This window comes from Agrobacterium sp. GW821-FHT02D03 (genome assembly GCF_059421725.1).
The window spans coordinates 1,075,076-1,098,200 of the sequence record NZ_JBWKVN010000002.1; the positions used below are offsets into that span (position 1 = coordinate 1,075,076).

Sequence of the window (23,125 nt, forward strand, 5' to 3'; positions counted from 1 at the left end):
GAAAACACATGCATAAAGGTATTCGTGCACAACGCAAGTATTGCGTTAATTTTTCAACCATTTTAAGCACATAAAGACTGACGAGGGGCTTACATTGAAACATGTTAAATCTGGCATTCTGCTAAGTACACTTTTGTTTGGAGTGTCGGGGTGTACCTCTTTGCCAGCCTCCGGCCCGTCGGCGCGCGCTGTTGAGTCAAATGCGACGGTAAAAGTATCCAGTGTATCCTCGAAGTCGAACCAGACGGCCGGTATCGATTATGCACTGGTGGATATAAATGCAGCGGTGCTATCTGCGTTCAGCGAGACGACAGTCAAATCATTTGAGGGTGGCTTCGGTGGCGGCCGAGGAGGGGCGCCGGTCCTGCCTCTTGGTGTTGGTGATGTTGTTCAGGTTTCGATATTCGAGTCTCAGGCGGGTGGTCTTTTCATTCCAGCCGATGCAGGAAGTCGTCCGGGTAATTTTGTCCAACTGCCGCAGCAAACCGTGGGGCGCTCTGGTTCGATCAACATACCGTATGCAGGCGAGATCCAGGTCTCAGGTTATACTGAAGAACAGGTCGCGCGCGTAATTGAAGATCGGCTGGCGAACCGAGCCATTGAACCGCAGGCGGTAGTCACTAAGATCAGTGCGCGTTCAGCTCAGATTGCTGTTCTTGGCGATGTGAGAAATCCAGCCAAGATTACTCTGACAGAGGCCGGCGAGCGCGTTCTGGATGTTCTTTCAGAGGCAGGCGGGCTAAACTCTCCTGGCAAGGAGACCTATGTTACCCTGCAGCGGCGCGGTCGCTCTGGAACTATCCTCTATGATCACCTCGTGAAAACGCCCGCGGAGAATATCTACGTGGTTCCCGGGGACATTATCACTGTTGATCGTGAGCGCCGGACTTATCTTGCTTTTGGCGCTGCCGGCCTCAATGGGCGTTTTGATTTTGAAGAGTCTGATCTCTCTCTCGGTGACGCCCTCGGCAAAGCGGGTGGCTTGCTGGATGGCCGTGCTGATCCTGCTCAAGTTATGCTGTATCGTGTGGCTGACAAGGCGATATTGGCCAAGCTCGGTGTTAATGTATCCCACTTCAAGGCTGATACCGTCCCTGTAATATTCCGTGCAAACCTGCGAGATCCGTCGAGCTTGTTTGCTCTCCAAAAATTCCCAATGGAGGATAAGGACATTCTCTACGTCACCAACTCCGACTCGACAGAGCTTGTAAAGTTCCTCAATATCGTCAATTCGGTCACTTCGACTGCAGCAGGCGCTACTTCGGATGTTAAGTCGACACGTGATACAGTAAGAGCTTTCTGAGCGTGATAGCTTCACTGAAGTAGATCAGCCTTTAAGCATAAGTGATATTTGTTTTTTTCCAGGGTTGCTGCTGGCCAGAAACCATGGTGATATGTTGGTAACCAAAGTATTAAGCTCTAGGAGCATCTGGATGTTCTCTTTCCGCGCAACCGGCCTACTGGCTATATGTACATGTGCGTATCTCGGGTTTTCGGCTGGAGTGCACGCTCAGGATGCGCCCAGCGGCTCGTGTTTCGTTGCACCCGCCAAGCTTCCCGACGCAGATGTTCAGGCTTTCCTCAGCAATCCGCAATCCCTTCTTCAGCAGTATGCGGTTGGTGGGATGGCAATGCAGATGCGCGTTCGGGCCTTGGCTGGCTCGAACCCAGCCACACTTGCTGCTCTCATTTCACTGGCTTCCCCCACTGCTGACGGTCAGGCGCAGGTCGCAGCAATTGGTGGTGGGTTGGGACGTGCAGCGAGAGCATGCGTTGTTGCCGATCCAGTTTATGCTGGCACGATCCAGAGGAGCGTTTTGGAGTCAAACAATCAGCCATTGATTGATGCGTTTAATGGCGCCAATGCGGAAGCTCCAACCGCGGCCCTCGGTGGCGCTGGTGGTGCGGGTGCGGGTGCCGGTGCCGGCGGCGCAGCTGTCGGTGGTCCGGGCGCTGGAGGTGCTGTGGGTGGCTCTGGTTTGCCTGGTGCCCAAGCTGCAGGAAGTAATGGTGTCGGGCAAAGCAACGGCTCGCTTGTGGCGAGTGCCAGCAGCGCCAGATTCTTCTCCGCTAGCGGAGGCGGTGGGTCCAGTTCGTCGGTAAGCCCTACAGCGCCGTAATTCAATGAACTCATACATAGCATAACGGCTCGGGGCTGAGATCTAAATCCATGGATGCTAGAAACACGTCTCTCACCGTTAAACATGAGGGGTCGTCGGAAGATCAAGCTTCCGACTTCTCTATCGATTTTGATTGGCTGCTTGGAGTTGCAAAGCGTCAGTGGAAAATTGTCGCTGCCACCGTCGTCGTGTTTGTCGCGCTTGGAATCGCCTATGTGCTGACAGCTGTGCCCCTGTATCAGGCGACTGCAAACATCCTTATAGATAGGGCGAATACCGTCGTCGTTGAACAATTGTCGAAGTTTGGTGAAAACGTGGACGACGATGCGTCCGTGCTAAGTCAGGTCGAACTTCTGAAATCCAGTGCGATTACAATGGGCACGGTAGATAGGCTCAAGCTTGATGAAGATCCCGTTTTCATGGCTTCTGACGACGGCCCGCTCACCCAGGTTAGAAACTTCGTACGGTCTTTGTTGAATGTTTCAACGTGGTTTGTTTCCGATACTGTAGTGAATGAAGACAAAGAGCGGCTAAGGCGCTATGCGTCTGACAAGGTCCGAAACAACATGCAAGTCAGCCGGACGGGCAAATCCTATGTTCTTGCATTGAATTTCGTTTCACCATCTCCAGAGCTGTCGGCGAAAATAGCCAATGGGATTGCCGAAGCTTATCTCAATGATAAGCTCGATTCAAAGTATGACGCGACGAGGCGGGCGAGCGACTGGCTTCAGGATCGCATTGCGGAACTCAAGCAAAAAGCATTAGAGTCTGACCTCGCCGTGCAAAAATTTCGGACTGCGAATGGATTGGTCTCGACAGGAACTCAGCTTGTTAGCGATCAGCAACTTACAGAGCTCAACAGCGCGCTGATCGCTTCACAGGCTGATGTAGCGTCAAAAATGGCGCGCTTTGATCGAATTCAGCAAATCATTAAAGATGGCCAGATGGACGCCATCGTTACCGATGTTCTCGCAAGTACGATCTCAAATGATTTGCGCTCGAAGTATTTGACCGCATCCAAACGCGCTGATCAACTCGCTGCTATCCTCGGCCCCGACCACGAAAGTGTGGTCAGACAACGCAACGAGATGGCCGACTACAAGCGCCAAATGTTCGACGAATTGGGGCGCATTGCAGAGAGTTACAAGAGCGATGTCGATGTCGCGAGAGCACGAGAAAAGAGTCTTAAGGACTCCGTGACTCAAGCGACGAGCGTCAGCGCAGGCGCTAACGAAACCATGGTGCAGTTGCGGGAACTCGAACGATCGTCGGAGACCTACAAGAATCTTTACCAGTCTTTTCTGCAGAAGTTCCAAGAGGCAGTTCAGCAACAATCCTTCCCGGTGACAGAGGCCCGTATCATCTCTCCAGCGGTCGTGCCAGCAACACCCGCCTATCCGAAGAAAACGCTGGTGGTTGCCCTGTTTGCAATTTTAGGGGCTGCAGCAGGCTCTGGCATTGGGATGTTTCGCGAATACAGGGACCGTTTCTTCCGAACGGCCGAGCAGGTGCGCGATGTTCTGGGGCTGGAAACGCTTGGTACGGCACCGCTTATTTCGAAAATCGGCAAGCCTGTAGACAAGTTAGGTCCGGAGCCCTCAGAGCGCGAGATTAGAAAGTCTAGCGCCGTGATGGACTATGTTCTGGACCATCCCCTCTCGCCCTTCGCAGAGGCGATGCGGAGCGTGAAAATCGCTGCTGATATGGTCTTGCCATCCGCTTCTTGCAGGATAATCGGCGTTGTTTCTACCCTTCCCGGAGAGGGCAAGTCGACGATTGCTGTCAACCTGAGTGAGCTGTTAGCGAGCCAGGGATCACGCACTGTGCTGGTAGATGCAGATTTAAGGAACCCAGGCGCGACGCGCGCGATCGCACGACATGCGGAAAAGGGACTGGTTGAAGCTATCTTTGAGCAAGCCTCCTTGGAAGAGTGCTTGCTTCGCAGCAAAAGATCGAATCTTGCTTTTTTACCTGCCGTGATGAAACAGCGCCTGCCTCATTCGGCGGAACTGCTATCTTCAGCCGCAATGAGACACCTGCTTAATCGTATTTCTGATCAGGCAGACTACATCATCGTCGATCTTCCACCACTAGCCCCAGTCGTGGATGCGCGCGCTATGGCGGGCAGCGTGGATGCGTTTGTTTATGTTACAGAGTGGGGTCGCGTTGCGAGGCGCATGGTACGTCAAACGTTGCAGGCTGAGCCGCGGATATATGAAAAGTGCCTTGGCGTCGTTCTCAATAAGGTCGATATGAACCGAATGAAGCTTTACCAGACGTTTGGGTCTGCGGAGTATTACCACTCAAGTTATTCAAATTATTATCGCGAGGGTTAAGGCGATTAGTTCTGTTGATTTTGGGCGGGCGTCGCCGTGAGGTCGGCCATCCTCCCCGCCAGTATCACCTTCATCTGTCTGCTACTGGCGATTACTGCTCTTAAGCAAATCGACTTGAGCCGTGAAGCGGCGGACGTCGTCTATCTGGGGCAGCGACTAAATCTGTCTAATTCGATTGATAGTGCTGCCGTTGAAACCAGAATGGAGGATGTTTCCAGACTGGCTCAAGCGGGCGTGTGTCGGTCAGATGTCGTCATTAGCAGTGCAACGGTGGTACTCGCAAATGTTGATTTCAAAAACCCAGATGATGACTACGAGGAATGGGCAAACGCAGTGATCTCTGCCCGGGGTTATCTTTTGCATGCCTTGACCTGCGTCCCGACGCGCGGTGACCTTTGGTTGCGCCTTGCTATGATACAGAATGCTGCCGGGGAGAATCCCAGCGAGGTGGTCTCGCTTCTATCGCAATCACAGCTGATGGCTCCGTCTGAAGGGGATGTCGTTTTCGGTCGCTTGCGTTTTTGGAGCAGGCTAAGCGATACCACGCTAGATCTTGGAACAAGTGTCCTAGAGAAAGATATCATGACAGCTTGTATCGACCCGACACGGCTAAAAAATCTGCGAGTTTCGGCGTCTTTAGCTGCAAGGTTCAAAAATGTGGCGCCAGCCCGATGCAGGTCGATGGTTTTATCTTAACCGGAGAATGCAGTGATCGTTTCGGAGTGCGTATGCGCATCGCCATAACGTAGTGCGCTTCGAGGATGAAAGAAGGAACGGATAGAGGGTACGCGCGCCTGTAGCGTTCCTAATCTAAGCGAAGTCTGTTCATTTGGACGTCCATCATGCTATCCGTGCTCGGTAAAACGATTATAACAAACAACAACTAGGCGAGAGAAAATGGTCACCGTGCGGGGGAAGTCCATCGTCTCGCTCTAATATATTCATTGATGAAATAGGATTGACGCCCGTGCGCCGCTTCGGTGGCCACCATCAAACACGCCCATTCGTCGCGGAAGCTGTATCTAAAGCGGACCTGTTGATCGGGAGAGACGTAAAACTGCACTGAATGGTATCTCTTCCGTGACTAACGGGCCTCTCAAGGCGCTACAGGCTATGTATTATTCCAACAGCCAGCAGCGCCCAGATAGCGACCGAGAGCATTGTAGCTAACAGTAAATAGCGAAAGCGCCTAGACATAGTTACATTTTAATAATCTAATATTAATGTGCAATGGAACTTGTCGTAGATGGTAAACTATGGGTTAACAAACACGACTTACGGTCTAAAGCGTGCCGCGATCTTTCCGATCCGCTCATACGCTTTAGGTCCTTGTCATTGCATGTCGTTATCGCAAAATCGCTGCATACTTTTGCGCGACATGTTTTAAGCTGAAATCGTGCCAACAGCGGCTTTGGGCGCGCTACTTCGTGCTTGCGGTGTAAAAAGTGTCAATTGAATTTGGGGACAGCGAGTCGGCAATTAGCGCCCCGCCTCTAATCGCGAGCGACCACAAGCCAACCGAAATCAAAATACTCAGCAACCAAATCTTTGAACGGGGCGTCATTTTCATACTCCTAATCAGCTCAAGATTAGGGAAGATTCGTTGCGAGCCCTTTAAGATAGACCTTTAACAAGAGGTTAAAAGCAGCAGAGCTACGGTTATTTTTTTATAGGCAGGAAAATTTCCCACTTCCCTATCTCGATGCGGGTATTCAACGGGGACGCCCTATTTCTTTCCTAAAGTAGAATTTGGGCGGACGGCATTCCCATTTGTTGCGGATGAAAAAGACACCGGCCTCGCTTCACTAATGATAAGCGTAGAATTTTGTCAGCCGCTTCGTTTCCGCCTTCTTACGTCACCTTCTCGAGTCACGGGTTGGCGCTCCTCCCTCCTGCCATACTCTCGACTCTTCAAGTGAGCGAATTACGTAAAGTTATTTTAAATTAAAGGTTGAAAAATCCAGATATAAACAATTTATAGAGGATTCTTAATGTCGCATGTGTACTTTCCGGGCTCGGAAATACAACATCAGTAGTCGTTCCAGTGGAACGTCACGAAGACGTTGTCTCGGTAAACTTAGATTGCAAAAAAGCAACATTCGTCTTGAGGTTAACTATTTATTAATGATAAAGATGACGTGGACAAAAGTTTAGGTTAAGAGAGCGTTATTGTCTTTAGTGCGGTTGGGATTGATATGAGCTTTTTTACTAATCAAAGCGCCACCGATCAACTCAGTGGCTCGATTTCAGACGTGAGTAACGCCAGTCATGCAAGTGGCTTGATGGCGACCGAAAGCTCTTTGGCGGCAGGGTCATCGCTAAAGCGAGGTTTTGACATCACGTTTTCATTGACAGTGCTCATCGTTCTTTTGCCTGTCATGCTTCTGATTGCCTTGGCAGTTAAGCTCGATAGCCCAGGACCTGTATTTTTTAAGCAGGCTCGGTGGGGCAAAGGTCAAAAGCAAATCCGAATTTTGAAGTTTCGATCGATGCGCACGGATTTGTGCGACGCGAGCGGAGTTACGCAGACGATCGACGGAGATCCGCGAGTGACCCGTCTTGGGAGCTTTCTCAGGAAGAGCAGTCTCGATGAACTACCTCAGTTCATCAACGTCTTGATGGGTGACATGTCGGTGGTCGGCCCCCGTTGCCACGCAATTGGGATGATAGCGGCCGGAGTTCCGTACGAACAACTGGTTTTCAACTACCACCACCGACATGAGGTTCGCCCAGGCATTACCGGGCTTGCCCAGGTTCGTGGCTGGCGGGGGCCAACAGTTGATCCGGTGCATGCTAGAGCCCGTATTGCTGCCGACTTACATTATATCGAGAACTACAGCTTTTGGCTCGACCTCCAGATTATAATGGCAACTATTCGCAACGAAGTGTGTGGTGGCACCGGGCTGTAACGCGCCAATGGACTTTTCCCCTTGTTGCTCTCCTGCGTGCACGGATGCGCGGGTTTGGCTTTACAACTGCATCATGCAAAGCAGCTGAGATTATCTGATTTCATTGCAGACCTCGATATGGGGCGACGGTGGGTTGATCGTCTTGCACAAATGTGGTCGTCCCTGATTTTCGAGGTTCGGCTCGTTAGCTATCGTAACTGATGCTTTCCCCCGCCATAAATATTTAATATAAGAAGTATCTGATATTTATGATGGCAGGAGACTGTGATGTCGTTATCGGCGTCGGTAAGCGATAAGTCTCGATCCCCGTTAAGACTTCTGGAAAAGCCGCTGGCGTCCGGCATGTCGCGTGAGGTCTACGCTCTTCCTGATACCAACATGCTCGTGAAGGTGCAGACAAAGATACCGCCACGCCGCTACTTCCAGAACATCCGGCTGCTGTATCTGGTGCGGCGTTTTTATAAGGCCATCGTGCCACTGCGGCGTGAACTGAGAGAGTATGAACGGGTCGCCCATGAAGGCCCAAGAACAGCGCGCCATCTGCAGCATTTTGCAGGCGTCGTCTCCACCGACAGGGGCACGGGAATTCTCGTGAAGGCTGTGCGTCGGAGGAACGGTGCCCTTGCGATGACCCTTCAGGATGCGATCGAGAGCGGGCAATACAGCCAGCAGACGGATGCTGCGCTTTCGGAATTCCTGGACTGGCTGGTCAAGAGCGAGATTGTTGCCGTGGACGTGCACCTGAAGAATATCGTCGTTGACGAGAAGAACGGTGCACTCGTCCTGATCGACGGCATCGGAGACAAGACATTCCTTCCTGTCCGGTCATGGTTTTCCTGGTTGAACAGAAGTTATAAGAAGCGACTGGCCCAGTCGATCTATGCAGAAGTGGCGCACCGCTTTATGAAATCAGCGTTGAGCAACCGGACTGTTCTTCTGCTCTTCGTATTCGCAGGTACGATATTGGGTATCGATATCTCAGACGGTCAGTTGATCGATGGATGAATCTTCGTAGTTTCCAATAAGCCCGTGGACACCTGCATCTGACCCCAGCAAACTATTGACTCGATCTCGATCTTACGTTGTATCCTTGATCAAGGGACGTAGGGGCGTCTTCGAGGGGTAAAGGGACATCATGAAAAAGATTTTGACGCTGCTGGTCGCAGGACTGGCCGTGACTGCCTGTGCAAAAAGACCAGATGCTATTGTTCCAGTCGATGTGCCGATGGCCGCTTATGGCAACATGGACTGCCAATCATTGGCGCAGGAATACCTGAAGGAGCAAACCGCTCTATTGGCCGTCTCCAAGCAACAGAACGATGCCGCAACAGGCGATGCTTTCGGCGTCTTTCTAATTGGGGTTCCGATGTCAAGCACCTTTGGCGGTGATAAGGAAGGCTAGGTGGCTGTCACGAAAGGCAAAGTCAACGCGATAGAAGCCAATCTGAGAAGCAAAGGCTGCAACATTCCGGCGGTGACAAAGCCGGGAAGCAAAAAGTTGGCGAGATGAATGACGTGATCTCGCCGTAAGGTATTACACCTATAGCGATTAATCGACGATAGAAAAATCGACCGGCGGCATTTCGTTGGCGGTCATTCTGGTGATCGGAACATGCTGCTCGACTGTTGTACTTGTTTCTACGGCATTGATCGCTTTGCTTCGGACAAAGCTGGAATTCCCAACGGTGCTAAGGTTAGCGACTGACCGCTGCGCGCTCTCCACATACATTGCAAGCGAGATGTCTTCCCCGTGAAATAGAATGTAATCTTTGACCTCGATAGGTAGAGTACGACGCAGCAAGTATTCTTGCCCGGCCATCCGCTGCGGTTCGCAGTTCATGCCATGTGAAAAACCCAGAAGGCATGACTGCACGAAAGGGAGATCGGATTTGCGCGAGTCCATCTCGACGCAGATTCGGCCAAAGCGCGCGAGTGTCGCTCCACGCTCTGAGGTTGTCAAAAAGTGACACAAAAAGCGCCTAAAAGCGCAGCTTTCTCAGTGGCTTGAAAAATATTATGGTGCCCCTTGCCGGAATCGAACCAGCACTCCTTTCGGAACCTGATTTTGAGTCAGGCGCGTCTACCAATTCCGCCAAAGGGGCAACTCCGAAGCGTGTCGGTTGGTATGCGGCGGACTATACGAACCGCGGGTCTTTGGTCAACCTGTTTTTGCTGAAAATTTCTTTTGATGAGACTTTGCTTGTCTGCCGCGGGAGCGGCGGTTCTGAGGATTGCAGTTCGGGTGGGACTGGATTAGAGCGATGGTGCTTTCCGCTTTAAAGCGCGTCGTGACCGTTCAAGTTCGCTCCGCTCGCTTTGAGGCGTTCTTTTGCAAGACCTAGTTCGTGGAGACGCTGGACTTTCTGCGACGCGGGGTGCCTTAGTTTCCACCTGTTCAGGTGGTTTGCAGGATTTTGGCGTTATGAGGACGATGATGAGCTTAGGTGTTTCAGCAGAAAAAAGCCGCATGGTTTCGGCGTTGCTCGTCACGGCGGGTATGATCTTCACCGTTGGGTCGGCTTTGGGGTTTCAGCAAATTGGCGGCTATACGCCCTGCGCGCTTTGCCTGTTGCAGCGTGATCCTTACTATTATGCGATCCCGATCGGCGTTCTTGCCGTCCTCGCCAGCATCTTCAAGCTGCCGGCTGCCCTCACGCGCGCGCTGCTCGTCGTGATCGGCGTTGCCATGCTCATTGGGCTCGGGCTTGGCGTCTATCATTCGGGTGTTGAATGGGGTTTTTGGCCGGGCCCTACGACCTGTGCGACCGGCGCACCGTCGATTACCACCAATGCCGGCAATCTCTTGAATGATCTTAACGCCATCAAGGCGCCGTCCTGCAACGAGGCAGCGTTGCGTGTTCTGGGCCTTTCCTTTGCGGGCTGGAACGTGATCGCAAGCGCAGTGCTTGCTGGAATCGCGTTCTGGGGTGCTAGCCGTAAAAGCGCTTGATCAAAGCGACATACGAAGTTGGTGCGCGTCGCCACGTTTGAAGCTCGCGGTTCGCTTTAAGCTTTTCGTGTGAATCCCGTTATCGCAACAAGCTTTTTAAAGTGCCGTGCGTCCTATTGGACGCGCGAAGTGCGCTGTATCTCTGAGACTGCACGCATCATGCTTTCCGAAAATCGGTTTCGATTTTCGGGCGTATGCTGCAGCCGTTGCATAGCGCTTCGTCCGCTCGAAGGGCACGAGGGGTCACAGAATCCGCGTCTACCTTTGCCGTCGAAGGCAGTCCTTAAAAAAATCAGGGCTGCAGTTCGGTATCCCAGTAGAGATAGTCCATCCAGCTTTCGTGCAGGTAGTTCGGCGGGAAAGACCGTCCGTTGTTGTGCAGGTCCTGAACCGTTGGCTGGTAGGGATGCTGGTGCGGGAACATGCCGGCCTGTTTCGGTAGCTTGCTGCCCTTTTTGAGATTGCAGGGAGAGCAGGCCGCGACAACATTGTGCCATGTCGTCTCTCCGCCATGGGCGCGGGGGATGACGTGGTCGAAGGTCAGGTCGTCGCGAGATCCGCAATACTGGCACTCGAACTTGTCGCGAAGGAACACGTTGAAGCGGGTAAAGGCGGGGTTTCGCGTTGGCTGGACATAGGTCTTGAGGCTGACGACACTCGGCAATCGCATCGAAAAACTGGGAGAGCACACCGCGTGGTCATACTCCGCGATGATGTTCACACGGTCGAGGAAGACTGCCTTGATCGCGTCCTGCCAGGACCAGAGCGACAAGGGATAATAACTCAGTGGCCTGTAGTCTGCGTTCAGGACGAGCGCCGGCAGGGCCTGTGGTGAAACTGCAATCGTCAAGGGCGTCTCCTGAGCGATTCTGCATCTACATCTGTATATTAGGTCTGTTGTTACAGGATTGTGAAGCCTCTAAATGAAGCGCGGAAAGAAAGGCGGATTTCAGGCAATCGGTAGCGCATCGCGCCGGGTGATCGCGGCGTAATAGGCCCAGAAAATGCGCGCGGCGACCGATTGCCACGGCGACCAGAAAAACGCCCTTTCGGCGAGTTCGTTACGGCTCGGACGGGCGTCCAGCGCGAACGCGTGCATCACGGCGGCCTGAAGCGCCACATCGCTAGCGGGGAAGATATCGGCGTGCCCGCCGCAGAACATCAGATAGACTTCCGCCGTCCAAGGACCGATGCCTTTCAGGGCCGTCAATCGTTGCATTGCGACGGTTGGTTCGAAGTGGCTGAGTTCGATCAGATCCAGCTCGCCTGCGGCAACTGCCGCGGCGAGTGACAAGAGTGTTGTCCGTTTGGCATTCGACAAGCCGAAGCTTGAGAGGGTCGCCTCATCCATGGCGAGAAAACGCTCCGCTGTCATCACTCCCGTTCCCGCCACCATGCGGCGCCAGATGGCATCGGCGCTTGCCCGGGAGACCATCTGCGAGACGATGATATGCGCCAATCCGGCAAATCCGGCCTCGTTCAGCCTGAGCGGGATTTCACCCGCCCGCTCGATCACGGGCTCCAGCCGTGGATCGATCAGGCGAAGTGCGGACACGCCCGCTTCGATGTCGTTCGTGGATTGGATGATCTTCATCTTAAAACCCGGTCCATAATGACAGCTCGCCGCAAAACGTGGCAGAAGACATCATGACTTCGCCTCTTCGTCAAAATCCAGTCTTTCGCTTTGCGCCCAGTCCGAACGGCCCGCTGCATCTGGGCCATGCGCTTTCGGCTTTCCTGAACCATAATATGGCCGTCGCGCAAGGTGGGCGCTTCCTGCTGCGTATCGAAGATATCGATTTGATGCGCTGCACCCCTGCTTTCGAGCAGGGTATCTATCAGGATTTGCGCTGGCTTGGCTTGAATTGGGAAGAGCCTGTTCGGCGGCAATCGGAGCATTTTTTGGAATATCGTGCGGCGCTTGATCGTCTTATCGAGATGGGACTGATCTATCCGGCCTTCATGACCCGCGGCGAGATCAAGGCTTTTGTTTCGGAGTACGAATCAGCCGGTCGAAGCTGGCCGCGCGATCCGGATGGTGCACCGCTCTATCCGCCACTGGACAAGGAGCGTGGGCCCCAAGAGGTCAAAGCCTTGCTGGCGACCGGCGCAAAACATGCCTGGCGCCTGAGTATGGAAAAAGCGCTGGCGCAGCTTTCCGATCCTTTGGTCTGGTTGGAGTTGGGGCAGGGCAGAGACACATCGATCAAGGCCGATCCAGCTGCCTGGGGTGATGTGGTTCTGTCCCGGTCCGATGCCCCGTCCAGCTATCACCTGTCCGTCGTCATCGATGATGCGCTGCAGGGCGTGACGAAGGTTGTGCGTGGGCTCGATTTATTCCATGCCACATCCGTGCATCGGCTGCTCCAGGCGCTGCTCGATCTGCCGGTGCCGGACTATCATCATCATCACCTGATTTTGGGCTCGGATGGGCGCAAGCTGTCGAAGAGCGAAGGCAGCACAGGGCTCGCGGTTCTGCGTGACGCGGGTTGTGCGCCCTCAGATATCCGCCGCTTCGTCGGCCTCTAGCGCACGTCTGAGACTGCCGGTGCGGATGCCAGCCTTCACCACCCGGCGAACGCGGTATTTCATCAGCGCCGCATTGACCTCAGCACCCAGCATGAAGATCACGCCAACCATGTAAAGGAACACGAGGACGATCATCACCGAGGCGAGACCCGCATAGGTGGCGGCATAGTTGGCGAAGGTGGCCAGGTAGTAGGCAAAGATCGCAGCGCCGACGATCCAGAAAATCATCGTCAGCAGAATACCGGGCAGAACGTCCCACAGCTTGCGGCGGCCTGCCGGCAGCCACAAATGCGCGGCAACAAGGCCCGCGGTCAAGACCACGATAGTCCCGTAAAGGCCGAGATTGGAAACCAGTTGCAACACCTCTGTCAGAAGGGAAGAGCGGGTTTCGACGAATTTTAAAGCGACAGGAACGGCAACCAGGACGATGCTGATGCCGGCAAAGATGATGACGGCCAGCACGACATAGAAGAGGCTGAGAAGACGGGTGATGTACCACCAGCGGGTCTCGGTCACGCGGTATGCGCGGTTCAGCGAAATGCGGATGGCTTCCACGCCATTGGAGGCGAAGTAAGCTGCCGCCAGAACCGAGATGGTCAAAAGCCCGCCACGCGGTATCGTCAGAACCTGCTGAACCTGCGCCGCGAGCGGACCGGCAATGGCCTCCGGCCACGTGTCGAATATCAGATGAACCGCCGTTTCCGAAAACTGATCCGCACCGAGGAAACTCGCCAGTGCGGTTCCGAAAATCAGGAAGGGAAAAAGCGCCAAAAGGCCAGACAATGCGACATGGCTTGCCATGGCCCAGCCGTCATCCTCGGCAAAGTGGATATAGGCGTCGTAGGCAACTTTGCGGGCGAGGCTTAAAGCGGCAGCCATGTCACCTCCTTGATCAGAATTTCATTCGTAACGAGCAATGAAATATGGGAAATGGGTTTCGAATTGTATAGCGCCCGAAACCATGCATCGGTTCCATTTTACCGATAAGAATTGTGCGCTATTCAACGGGACGCAAGCTTCTTTGCCTGCTTGTTGAAGTGTCGAGGATACCATGTCTGAAAAGCCCGTCATCATCATCACCGGCTGCTCCACCGGGATTGGTGCTTATTGCGCCGGCGCGCTTCACCGTGATGGCTGGCGGGTCTTCGCCACGGTGCGCCGAACGGAAGATATGGCGGCATTGGAAGGCCAGGGCATCGAAGCGCTGATCATGGACTATACCCGGCCGGAGAGCATTGCCGCCTTGGTGGATGAGGTCGCAGCCCGCACCGGCGGTCGTATCGATGCGCTCTTCAACAATGGCGCTTATGGACAGGCGGGCGCGGTTGAGGATATTTCTGTCGCGGTGCTGCGCCAGCAATTCGAGACCAATGTCCTCGGCTGGCACGACCTGACCTGCCGTGTCATCCCATTCATGCGCAGACGAGGGCAGGGGCGAATCGTTCATTGCTCTTCCATCCTTGGGCTGGTGCCCTATCGATATCGCGGCGCTTACAACGCGTCGAAATTTGCTTTGGAAGGGCTCGGTATCACCTTGCGTATGGAACTGGAGGGCAGCGGCATTCATGTCAGCCTCATCGAGCCCGGCCCGATCGCTTCGAATTTTACGGCGACGGCCTTGAAGCATATCAAGGCCAATATCGATATCGAGAATTCGGCGCATGCGCAGGAATACAGACGCCAGCTTGCCCGGCTGGAAGGCAGCGGACCGGTCAACAAGCATAAGCTCGGTCCCGAAGCGGTCTACAAGGACCTGAAACATGCTTTGACGGCGCGTCGTCCAAAGCCGCATTATGTGATCACCACGCCGGCAAAGCAGGGTGTGCTGTTGAAGCGTCTACTACCAGCTTCTCTATTTTACCGACTTCTTCGCAAGTTCGACTAGCTAAATCGCCATCTCATCCGTTAGAACGCTTTGCAGTCGCCGTTATCGCAAAAACGCTGACCGTTTTTGCGCGACATGCTGAGGGAGGCAATAGATGTCCAGCTTTACCACCGTGCTTGCGGTCATTGTCATGGGGCTGGTCGTGCTGGTTCTCATCCGTGGTCTGTTCAACATGTTGAAGGGGACCGATGCCAACCGTTCCAACCAGTTGATGCAGTTGCGGCTTATTCTGCAGGCAGTGGCGATCGTTTTGATCATGCTGACCTTGTGGCTGACAGGAGGCGGGCGCTAATATGGTAAAACTCAACAAGATTTATACACGGACCGGCGATGACGGCACCACGGCGTTGGTCTCCGGCCCGCGCCGGGCGAAATATGATCTGCGCGTGGAAAGCTATGGTGACGTGGACGAGACCAATTCAGTCATCGGCATGGCGCGGCTACATACCGCCGATTTGACGGAACTCGACGCGATGCTGTTCCGCATTCAGAACGATCTGTTCGATCTGGGGGCAGATTTGGCCACGCCCGATGATGGTAAGCCCTTGTCTTACGAGCCATTGAGGATCGTCGAATCGCAGGTCACCCGCATCGAAAAGGAGATCGATGCTTTGAACGACACGCTGTCGGCTCTCACCTCCTTCGTGCTGCCCGGCGGCTCGGCCGCGGCGGCGCATCTGCATCTGGCCCGCACGGTGTCGAGACGGGCGGAGCGCCGTATGGTGGAGCTTGCGAAGATAGAAGACGAGATCGTCAGCCCAGCGGCATTGAAATACATCAACCGCCTCTCCGATTTCCTCTTCGTTGCCGCGCGTTTCGCCAATCATAATGCGGACGCGATCAAGGCGGATGTCCTCTGGGTACCGGGCAAGAACCGCTGAGTTGAGCGCAAAAGCAGAGGTCGCACTCCATGTTCATCCCGCTGCATGATGCGAACTCGCTGAAGCACATCAAACTGCAATATGTGACGGTGTCGCTGATCGGCATCAATATTCTCGTCTGGCTGGTCGTTGGCGCATTTTCAAGCGATCAGCAGGCGAGCGCTGCGGTGCTGGGGCTAGGTTTCATTCCCGCCATTCTGTTCGACTACGCTTCGCTTGACCCTGCGCTGGTACTGGTGCCGAAAGATGCGACGATCGTTACCTATGCGTTCCTGCATCTGAGCTTTTGGCACCTCGCCTCGAACATGGTGTTTCTTTGGGTGTTCGGCGACAATGTGGAAGATGCGTTCGGCCATCTCGGCTTCCTAATCTTCTATCTTGCCTGCGCCGCCGCCGGTGCGCTGTTTCACGGGTTCATCGCGCCACAGTCCCAAGGTCCACTGATCGGGGCATCGGGTGCGGTTTCCGGCGTGGTGGCCGCGTATCTTCTGCTGCATCCGCGCGTGCGGGTCTGGGTGCTGGTCTTCATGCGCATTCCGGTGCCGCTTCCAGCCTTCATTCCCCTGGCACTATGGGTTGGCCAGCAATTCGTCATGCTGCTCCTGAGCCCGGAAGAAAGCGTCTCCTGGGCGGCACATGTCGGAGGTATTGTGACGGGGGCGATCCTTGTCGTTTTCTTTCGTCGAAGCGGCGTTCCACTGTTTGACCGGACACTGGTTACGCCGCGGGCGGTTCAGCACAAAAATCAGGGGCTGCAAGACGCTGGCGTGTCGCAAACGGAACGGCCATCCGATAGTATTCCGTGAAAATTATCTGAGAGCGAGTATTTACGTTCACGTCAACGTAAGATATTTCGTGAGTGCATCGCGTCATGAGCATTGTTCCGTTGATCTCATTGGAAAAATGCGTATCCATGGCTCAACTTGATTGTCAGGAGGACCGTTTGCGTACGCGCTTTACGGTCAGGAGTTGAAAGAAGGCTGCCGATGAAGATTCTTGTCCCAGTGAAGCGTGTGGTGGACTACAACGTGAAGATCCGCGTCAAGGCGGATGGCTCCGGTGTAGAGCTTGCCAACGTCAAGATGTCGATGAACCCTTTCGACGAAATCTCCGTCGAGGAAGCCCTGCGCCTGAAAGAGGCTGGCAAGGCCGAGGAAGTGATCGTCGTTTCCATCGGTCCTGCAAAGGCTGAAGAGACGCTGCGTACCGCGCTCGCCATGGGTGCCGACCGCGCCATCCTCATCGAAACTGATGAAACCGTTGAGCCGCTCGCTGTTGCCAAGCTCTTGAAGGGTGTCGTCGAGGCGGAAAATCCAGGTCTCGTCATTGTCGGCAAGCAGGCGATCGACGACGATTCCAACCAGACCGGCCAGATGCTGGCAGCGCTCTTGGGCTGGGGCCAGGGCACGTTTGCTTCCAAGGTTGAGCCGTCCGATGGCAAGGTTGCTGTGACCCGCGAAGTGGATGGTGGTCTGCAGACTGTCGAGCTGAAGCTTCCGGCTGTCGTCACCACCGACCTTCGCCTCAACGAGCCGCGCTACGCGTCGCTGCCGAACATCATGAAGGCCAAGAAGAAGCCGCTCGACAAGAAGTCGCCAGCCGATTTCGGCGTCGATATCGCTCCGCGCCTCAAGGTTTTGAAGACCGAAGAGCCCGCTGGCCGCAAGGCAGGCGTCAAGGTTGGATCCGTCTCTGAGCTGGTGTCCAAGCTTAAAGCCGACGGCGTCCTTTAAGGAAAGTGAAAGGGAGATAAACCATGGCCATTCTTCTTCTGGCAGAACACGACAATGCAACCCTTTCCGACCAGACGGCAAAGACGCTGACGGCGGCAACGCAAATTGGCGGTGACGTGCATGTGCTGGTCGCCGGTTCCGGTGCCAAGGCCGCAGCCGATGAAGCTGCGAAGCTTTCCGGCGTTTCCAAGGTGCTACTTGCCGACGACGCATCCTACGCCAACCAGTTGGCCGAGCCGCTGGCTGCACTGATCGTTTCGCTGGCTGCATCCTATGATGTGATCATCGCCCCTGCGACGGCCTCGGCCAAGAACGTGCTGCCCCGCGTGGCAGCGCTTCTCGATGTGGCGCAGATTTCCGAAATCACGGACGTCGTGTCCTCCGATACCTTCAAGCGTCCGATCTATGCCGGCAACGCTATCCAGACGGTTCAGTCGACCGACGCCAAGAAGGTCATCACCGTTCGTACCGCGTCCTTTGCTCCGGCTCAGGCTGGCGGTTCTGCCTCCGTCGAATCCGTCTCGGCTGCCGAGAACCCTGGCGTTTCCTCCTTCGTTTCGGACGCGCTTGCTTCGTCCGACCGTCCGGAACTCACCTCTGCCAAGATCATCATCTCGGGCGGTCGTGCGCTCGGTTCTTCGGAGAAGTTCAAGGAAGTCATTTTGCCGGTTGCCGACAAGCTTGGTGCCGCCGTCGGCGCATCGCGCGCTGCCGTCGATGCCGGTTACGCGCCGAACGACTGGCAGGTTGGCCAGACAGGCAAGGTGGTTGCTCCGCAGCTCTACATCGCCTGCGGTATCTCCGGTGCCATCCAGCATCTGGCGGGTATGAAAGACTCCAAGGTCATCGTCGCCATCAACAAGGACGAAGAGGCACCCATCTTCCAGGTTGCCGATTACGGTCTCGTCGCAGACCTCTTCGAAGCCCTTCCAGAGCTTGAAAAAGCAATCTGATAACCGCAATGATGGGAAGCGGCGCGTTTTTACCGACGCGCCGCTTTCGTTTTGTGGCAATATGCGCAACAACGAAGATCTGAAGCGCGACCGGGTCAGTCTGAAAGACCAAGACGCGCTTCAACGCCATGAGCGCTGAGACCAACCCGACAGGAGATAAACGCATGACAGCCCCAATCAAGAACATCGGTGTTATCGGAGCCGGTCAGATGGGCTGCGGCATCGCGCATGTGTCGGCTCTCGCAGGCTACAAGGTGCATATCTACGATGTCTCCAAGGACCGCATCGAGGCGGGGCTGGCCACCATCAACGGCAATCTTGCGAGACAGGTCTCCAACGGCAAGCTTGAGGACGATGCGCGCAAGTCCGCGCTCGGCCTGATCGGCGGGTCTTCCGATCTGAACGATCTGGCGGCAATGGATCTCGTCATCGAGGCCGCTACCGAGAACGAAGAGGTCAAGCGCAAGATCTACGCTCAGGTCTGCCCAGTGCTGAAACCTGAAGCCCTGCTTGCTACCAACACCTCGTCCCTATCCATTACCCGCCTGGCGTCGGCGACCGACCGCCCCGAACAGTTCATGGGCATTCACTTCATGAACCCGGTACCGGTGATGAAGCTCGTCGAACTGGTGCGCGGCATTGCCACCGGCGAAAAGACCTTCGAGACGGCCAAGGATTATGTCCGCTCGCTGGATAAGGCGATTACCGTTGCGGAAGATTTCCCGGCCTTTATCGTCAACCGCATTCTTCTGCCGATGATCAACGAGGCGATCTATACGCTTTATGAAGGCGTTGGCACGGTGGAAGCCATCGATACGGCCATGAAGCTTGGTGCAAACCACCCCATGGGCCCGCTGCAGCTTGCCGACTTCATCGGTCTCGACACTTGTCTTTCGATCATGCAGGTTCTGCATGATGGCCTGGCCGACAGCAAATATCGGCCATGCCCGTTGCTGGTCAAATATGTCGAAGCCGGCTGGCTTGGCCGCAAATCCGGCCGCGGCTTCTACGATTACCGTGGCGAGATCCCAGTCCCGACACGCTGATCAGGGGGAGGTTGCTGCCGTTACCAGCGCCTTGGCGTCGGGGCTGTCCCAGGCGGCCGGGCCGTTCATGGAAGCAAGCAGGCAGCCCTTGTCATCCAGAAGCAGCGTTGCCGGCAGGCCGAAGGCAAGGCCTTCCTTTTTCAAGGCATTGAAGACGCCCATGGAGCTATCGCGGTAAAGCTTCAGCGAATCGATCTTGTATTCGCTCATGAAGGCTTTCGGCTTCTCATCCTCGCCATTGTCGATATTGATGGTCACGACTTCGAATGCGTCGCTGCCTCTTTCCTTCTCCAAGGCGTTGAGAGCAGGCATCTCCTCGCGGCATGGCACACACCACGTGGCCCAGAGGTTCAGCAGAACGGTTTTGCCTTTGAGGTCCGCTTGCGTCATCGCCGTGCCGTCGGCCGACTTGAAGGAGAGCGGAATGACACGGGGCTTATCGGTTGGCGACATCGCCGCGATCTGGCCTTTCAGCAGGGGTTCGATGCTGGCGATGCGCTTGGCCGCGCCCTCACATAAAGCCGCATCCGCCACCGCTGCCCCTTGAACCTGTCCTTCAGACCCAATATGCCTGAACAACACCACTCCCCCGCCGCAGACAATGCCGGCGATGGCGGCAATTGCAACAAGTCTGACGGAAGGAAGTCTGAAAGGTCTTTTTTCTGTCATCGAATACTCCAGGGCATGCACAATGGCTGACGGCGCAGAACAAAAATCCTCCAACCAGATGTGGGGCGGACGCTTTGCTTCCGGTCCCTCAGCCATCATGGAAGAGATAAATGCCTCCATCGGCTTCGACAAGAAGCTTTACGCCCAGGATATCCGAGGCTCCATCGCCCACGCCACCATGCTTGCCGCAAAAGGCATTATTTCGGCCGAAGATAAAGACAAGATCATCGAGGGTCTGAACACGATCCTGTCAGAAATCGAGGCAGGGACCTTCGAGTTTTCACGCAAGCTCGAAGACATCCACATGAATATCGAGGCGCGTCTCGCACATCTCATCGGACCCGCCGCTGGACGCTTGCACACGGCGCGCTCGCGCAACGACCAGGTTGCACTCGATTTCCGCCTCTGGGTCAAGGAAGAGTTGCAGAAGACCGAAGCCATGCTGAGCGCTTTGATCGCAGCCTTCCTTGACCGCGCCGAGCAGCATGCCGATACGGTGATGCCGGGCTTCACACACCTGCAGACGGCTCAGCCCGTCACCTTTGGTCATCACTGCATGGCCTATGTCGAAATGTTTGGCCGCGACCGTGCCCGCGTTCGCCACGCCATCGAGCATCTGGATGAAAGCCCGATCGGCGCTGCGGCGCTTGCCGGAACCGGTTATCCGATCGACCGCCATATGACGGCGAATGCGCTCGGCTTCCGCGAGCCGACGCGCAACTCCATCGATACGGTGTCGGATCGCGACTTCGCGCTGGAGTTTCTTTCGATCGCCTCCATCTGCGCCACGCATCTTTCGCGCCTGGCGGAAGAAATCGTCATCTGGTCGACACCGCAATTCGGCTTCATTCGCCTGTCGGATGCTTTCTCCACCGGCTCCTCCATCATGCCGCAGAAGAAGAACCCGGATGCCGCGGAACTGGTGCGCGCCAAGACCGGTCGCATCAATGGCTCGCTGGTCGCGCTTCTCACTGTGATGAAGGGTCTGCCGCTCGCCTATTCCAAGGATATGCAGGAAGACAAGGAACAGGTCTTCGATGCGGCGGAGAGCCTGGAGCTTGCGATTGCCGCCATGACTGGCATGATCCGCGATCTGGAAGTGCGCGCTGATCGCATGCGTGCCGCTGCCGGTTCCGGTTACTCGACCGCGACGGATCTTGCCGACTGGCTGGTGCGCGAGGCGGGTCTGCCATTCCGCGATGCGCATCACGCGACCGGACATGCGGTGGCGCTTGCGGAAAAGAAGGGTTGCGATTTGGCCGATCTTTCGCTTGAGGAATTGCAGGCGATCAATTCGGCGATCACCGCCAGCGTCTTCGACGTGCTGTCCGTCGAGGCGTCGGTCGCAAGCCGCACCAGCTTTGGCGGTACGGCGCCGTCTGAGGTGCGCAAGCAGATCGCCTGGTGGCGCGGTCGCAACTGATCGAGCAACCGATCAATCTGGCGTTACGCCACCATCACAAGAAACAGGGTGCACAAGCTCCCTGTTTTTCGTTATCAGAGATGCAAAGATTTCCTTTGGACGGGTCCATGCTCCTTAAAACCTCTCGCAGTATCATCATTCCGGTCAGCGTGGCGCTCGCCGCAGGTCTTGCTCTCTCCAGCTGTGGTCGCAAGGGCGATCTCGATGCGCCGAGCACGCCGGTCGAGCAGCGCAACCAGCGCACAAACGGCAAGGTGGAAACGACGCCGGAACGCCCCTTCATCCTTGACAAGCTTCTGTAACGGATTACAGCCGTGAACCATTTTCATTACATCGACGGCGTGCTGCACGCCGAAAACGTTCCCGTGCCCGAAATCGCCAAGGCTGTTGGAACGCCCTTCTACGTCTATTCGACGGCGACGCTCGAGCGTCACTACAAGGTCTTTTCCGAGGCCTTCAGCGATGTCGATGCAATGGTCTGCTACGCCATGAAGGCCAATTCCAATCAGGCTGTGCTGAAGACGCTGGCAAAACTTGGCGCAGGGATCGACGTCGTATCAGGCGGTGAGCTTCGTCGTGCGCTGGCGGCCGGCGTTCCGGCAAGCCGCATCATGTTTTCCGGCGTTGGCAAGACACCGGCCGAAATGGATCTGGCGCTGGAGGCCGGCATCTATTGCTTCAACGTGGAATCGGAGCCGGAACTCGAGGTTCTCAATCTGCGCGCAGTGAAGGCGGGGAAGAAGGCGCATGTCTCCTTCCGCATCAACCCGGATGTGGATGCCAAGACGCACGCCAAGATTTCGACCGGCAAGAAGGAAAACAAGTTCGGGATTTCCTATCAGCGGGCGCGGGCCGTCTATGCCCATGCCGCGACACTTCCCGGCATCGATGTCAGCGGCATTGACATGCATATCGGCAGCCAGATCACTGAGCTGCAGCCTTTCGAAGATGCGTTCCGACTGCTGCGTGAGTTGGTGGAGTCGTTGCGCGGCGATGGTCACACGATCAGCCATGTGGATATCGGTGGGGGCTTAGGCATTCCTTATAAGGACGACAACAATCCACCCCCCCTGCCGGATGCCTATGCGCATATCGTCAAGAACGAGCTGAAGAGCCTCAACTGCAAGATCGTCACCGAGCCGGGTCGCCTGATCGTTGGCAATGCCGGAATCCTCGTAACCGAAGTTCTTTACGTGAAGGATGGCGGCGAGAAGTCATTCGTCATCGTCGATGCGGCGATGAACGATCTCATCCGTCCGACGCTTTATGAAGCCTATCACGGCATTCGCCCCGTCGTGCAGCCGTCCGCAGATGCGCCGCGCATCAAGGCGGATGTGGTGGGACCGGTCTGCGAGACGGGCGATTATCTGGCGCTTGATCGCGAGATGGCAGAACCTGAGCCCGGTGATCTCATTGCCGTCAGCTCTGCCGGTGCCTATGGCGCGGTGCAGGCAGGCACTTACAACTCGCGGCTTCTGGTGCCGGAAGTGCTGGTCAGTGGAGACCAGTTCCACGTCATTCGCCCGCGCGGCACCTATGAAGAACTGATCGCGCTCGACTCCGTGCCAGCCTGGCTGGACTGAGAGCGTCTATCACGATTAGGCGAACTGGACGAAAAAAGCGGGGCAAGCGCTGGCTTGCCCTCGTCTTCGCCACAAACAATGCTATCCTGCACGCTGTTGCACTGAGAG

Annotated in this window: 24 protein-coding genes and 1 tRNA gene; 18 read left to right on the plus strand and 7 right to left on the minus strand. The window is 55.5% G+C overall.

Annotated features, from left to right (window positions below; translation table 11 throughout):
• The first annotated feature begins 94 nt into the window (after window positions 1–94).
• Window positions 95–1,303: a polysaccharide biosynthesis/export family protein gene (locus AC07U5_RS18300; RefSeq protein WP_062423881.1), complete on the plus strand. Its 1,209-nt coding sequence runs from the start codon at window positions 95–97 to the stop codon at window positions 1,301–1,303.
• A gap of 520 nt (window positions 1,304–1,823) precedes the next feature.
• Here AC07U5_RS18300 and AC07U5_RS18305 read toward each other — a convergent pair.
• Window positions 1,824–2,021 (minus strand): hypothetical protein, encoded by a 198-nt coding sequence (locus tag AC07U5_RS18305; RefSeq protein WP_494723872.1) that lies wholly within the window; start codon window positions 2,019–2,021, stop codon window positions 1,824–1,826.
• 149 nt (window positions 2,022–2,170) lie between these two features.
• Here AC07U5_RS18305 and AC07U5_RS18310 point away from each other — a divergent pair, with 149 nt between their 5' ends.
• The 5 genes from AC07U5_RS18310 (at window position 2,171) to AC07U5_RS18330 (ending at window position 8,767) form a co-directional block, all read left to right on the plus strand.
• Window positions 2,171–4,456 carry a polysaccharide biosynthesis tyrosine autokinase gene (locus AC07U5_RS18310; RefSeq protein ID WP_494723873.1) on the plus strand — a complete coding sequence of 762 codons (2,286 nt, stop codon included), beginning with the start codon at window positions 2,171–2,173 and terminating at the stop codon, window positions 4,454–4,456.
• Between the two features lie 36 nt (window positions 4,457–4,492).
• A complete protein-coding gene (locus AC07U5_RS18315) occupies window positions 4,493–5,152 on the plus strand; it encodes a hypothetical protein (RefSeq protein ID WP_494723874.1) in 660 nt (219 codons plus the stop codon).
• 1,586 nt (window positions 5,153–6,738) lie between these two features.
• Complete coding sequence (locus tag AC07U5_RS18320; protein WP_062423885.1) at window positions 6,739–7,365, plus strand: sugar transferase; 627 nt, start codon at window positions 6,739–6,741, stop codon at window positions 7,363–7,365.
• A 267-nt stretch (window positions 7,366–7,632) separates the two neighbouring features.
• Window positions 7,633–8,370 carry a YrbL family protein gene (locus AC07U5_RS18325; protein ID WP_494723875.1) on the plus strand — a complete coding sequence of 246 codons (738 nt, stop codon included), beginning with the start codon at window positions 7,633–7,635 and terminating at the stop codon, window positions 8,368–8,370.
• Window positions 8,371–8,500: 130 nt separating this feature from the next.
• Window positions 8,501–8,767: a hypothetical protein gene (locus AC07U5_RS18330; protein WP_494723876.1), complete on the plus strand. Its 267-nt coding sequence runs from the start codon at window positions 8,501–8,503 to the stop codon at window positions 8,765–8,767.
• A gap of 147 nt (window positions 8,768–8,914) precedes the next feature.
• Here AC07U5_RS18330 and AC07U5_RS18335 read toward each other — a convergent pair whose 3' ends face one another.
• Together AC07U5_RS18335 and AC07U5_RS18340 are read right to left on the minus strand one after the other, a co-directional pair.
• Window positions 8,915–9,268: a hypothetical protein gene (locus AC07U5_RS18335; protein WP_494723877.1), complete on the minus strand. Its 354-nt coding sequence runs from the start codon at window positions 9,266–9,268 to the stop codon at window positions 8,915–8,917.
• A 114-nt stretch (window positions 9,269–9,382) separates the two neighbouring features.
• Window positions 9,383–9,467 (minus strand) — tRNA-Leu (locus tag AC07U5_RS18340).
• 332 nt (window positions 9,468–9,799) lie between these two features.
• Between AC07U5_RS18340 and AC07U5_RS18345 the strand changes: the two genes are divergently transcribed.
• On the plus strand, window positions 9,800–10,315 hold the full coding sequence (locus tag AC07U5_RS18345; RefSeq protein WP_494723878.1) for a disulfide bond formation protein B: 516 nt from the start codon (window positions 9,800–9,802) through the stop codon (window positions 10,313–10,315).
• 292 nt (window positions 10,316–10,607) lie between these two features.
• Here the strand turns inward: AC07U5_RS18345 and AC07U5_RS18350 are convergent, their stop codons facing one another.
• Window positions 10,608–11,165 carry an HNH endonuclease gene (locus tag AC07U5_RS18350; protein WP_062423942.1) on the minus strand — a complete coding sequence of 186 codons (558 nt, stop codon included), beginning with the start codon at window positions 11,163–11,165 and terminating at the stop codon, window positions 10,608–10,610.
• A 99-nt stretch (window positions 11,166–11,264) separates the two neighbouring features.
• On the minus strand, window positions 11,265–11,909 hold the full coding sequence (locus AC07U5_RS18355; RefSeq protein WP_494723879.1) for a DNA-3-methyladenine glycosylase family protein: 645 nt from the start codon (window positions 11,907–11,909) through the stop codon (window positions 11,265–11,267).
• 53 nt (window positions 11,910–11,962) lie between these two features.
• Here AC07U5_RS18355 and gluQRS point away from each other — a divergent pair, with 53 nt between their 5' ends.
• Complete coding sequence (gene gluQRS, locus AC07U5_RS18360; protein WP_113265705.1) at window positions 11,963–12,844, plus strand: tRNA glutamyl-Q(34) synthetase GluQRS; 882 nt, start codon at window positions 11,963–11,965, stop codon at window positions 12,842–12,844.
• Here gluQRS and AC07U5_RS18365 read toward each other — a convergent pair.
• A complete protein-coding gene (locus tag AC07U5_RS18365) occupies window positions 12,815–13,723 on the minus strand; it encodes a YihY/virulence factor BrkB family protein (RefSeq protein ID WP_113265435.1) in 909 nt (302 codons plus the stop codon). The genes gluQRS and AC07U5_RS18365 overlap by 30 nt on opposite strands.
• A 172-nt stretch (window positions 13,724–13,895) precedes the next feature.
• Between AC07U5_RS18365 and AC07U5_RS18370 the strand changes: the two genes are divergently transcribed.
• From AC07U5_RS18370 to AC07U5_RS18400, 7 genes are all read left to right on the plus strand, one after another.
• Window positions 13,896–14,729, plus strand: coding sequence for an SDR family oxidoreductase (locus tag AC07U5_RS18370; protein ID WP_494723880.1), 834 nt, complete (start codon window positions 13,896–13,898; stop codon window positions 14,727–14,729).
• Between the two features lie 94 nt (window positions 14,730–14,823).
• A complete protein-coding gene (locus AC07U5_RS18375; protein WP_062423947.1) occupies window positions 14,824–15,021 on the plus strand; it encodes a twin transmembrane helix small protein in 198 nt (65 codons plus the stop codon).
• A gap of 1 nt (window position 15,022) precedes the next feature.
• Window positions 15,023–15,610, plus strand: a complete 588-nt coding sequence (locus tag AC07U5_RS18380; RefSeq protein ID WP_494723881.1) for a cob(I)yrinic acid a,c-diamide adenosyltransferase — start codon at window positions 15,023–15,025, stop codon at window positions 15,608–15,610.
• 29 nt (window positions 15,611–15,639) lie between these two features.
• On the plus strand, window positions 15,640–16,416 hold the full coding sequence (locus AC07U5_RS18385) for a rhomboid family intramembrane serine protease (RefSeq protein WP_494723882.1): 777 nt from the start codon (window positions 15,640–15,642) through the stop codon (window positions 16,414–16,416).
• Window positions 16,417–16,596: 180 nt separating this feature from the next.
• Window positions 16,597–17,343: an electron transfer flavoprotein subunit beta/FixA family protein gene (locus AC07U5_RS18390; RefSeq protein ID WP_062423950.1), complete on the plus strand. Its 747-nt coding sequence runs from the start codon at window positions 16,597–16,599 to the stop codon at window positions 17,341–17,343.
• A 23-nt stretch (window positions 17,344–17,366) separates the two neighbouring features.
• Complete coding sequence (locus AC07U5_RS18395) at window positions 17,367–18,296, plus strand: electron transfer flavoprotein subunit alpha/FixB family protein (protein WP_062423951.1); 930 nt, start codon at window positions 17,367–17,369, stop codon at window positions 18,294–18,296.
• Window positions 18,297–18,460: 164 nt separating this feature from the next.
• On the plus strand, window positions 18,461–19,342 hold the full coding sequence (locus tag AC07U5_RS18400; RefSeq protein WP_062423952.1) for a 3-hydroxybutyryl-CoA dehydrogenase: 882 nt from the start codon (window positions 18,461–18,463) through the stop codon (window positions 19,340–19,342).
• Here the strand turns inward: AC07U5_RS18400 and tlpA are convergent, their stop codons facing one another.
• Entirely contained in the window at window positions 19,343–20,011 is a 669-nt protein-coding gene (gene tlpA / locus AC07U5_RS18405) for a thiol:disulfide interchange protein TlpA (RefSeq protein WP_144620275.1), read from the minus strand.
• A gap of 22 nt (window positions 20,012–20,033) precedes the next feature.
• Between tlpA and argH the strand changes: the two genes are divergently transcribed.
• The 3 genes from argH to lysA all read left to right on the plus strand — a co-directional run bounded on the left by argH (window position 20,034) and on the right by lysA (window position 23,017).
• Entirely contained in the window at window positions 20,034–21,434 is a 1,401-nt protein-coding gene (gene argH, locus AC07U5_RS18410; protein WP_062423953.1) for an argininosuccinate lyase, read from the plus strand.
• Between the two features lie 107 nt (window positions 21,435–21,541).
• Window positions 21,542–21,736: an LPS translocon maturation chaperone LptM gene (lptM, locus tag AC07U5_RS18415; protein WP_062423954.1), complete on the plus strand. Its 195-nt coding sequence runs from the start codon at window positions 21,542–21,544 to the stop codon at window positions 21,734–21,736.
• Between the two features lie 12 nt (window positions 21,737–21,748).
• On the plus strand, window positions 21,749–23,017 hold the full coding sequence (gene lysA, locus AC07U5_RS18420) for a diaminopimelate decarboxylase (RefSeq protein ID WP_062444885.1): 1,269 nt from the start codon (window positions 21,749–21,751) through the stop codon (window positions 23,015–23,017).
• Window positions 23,018–23,125: the final 108 nt, after the last annotated feature.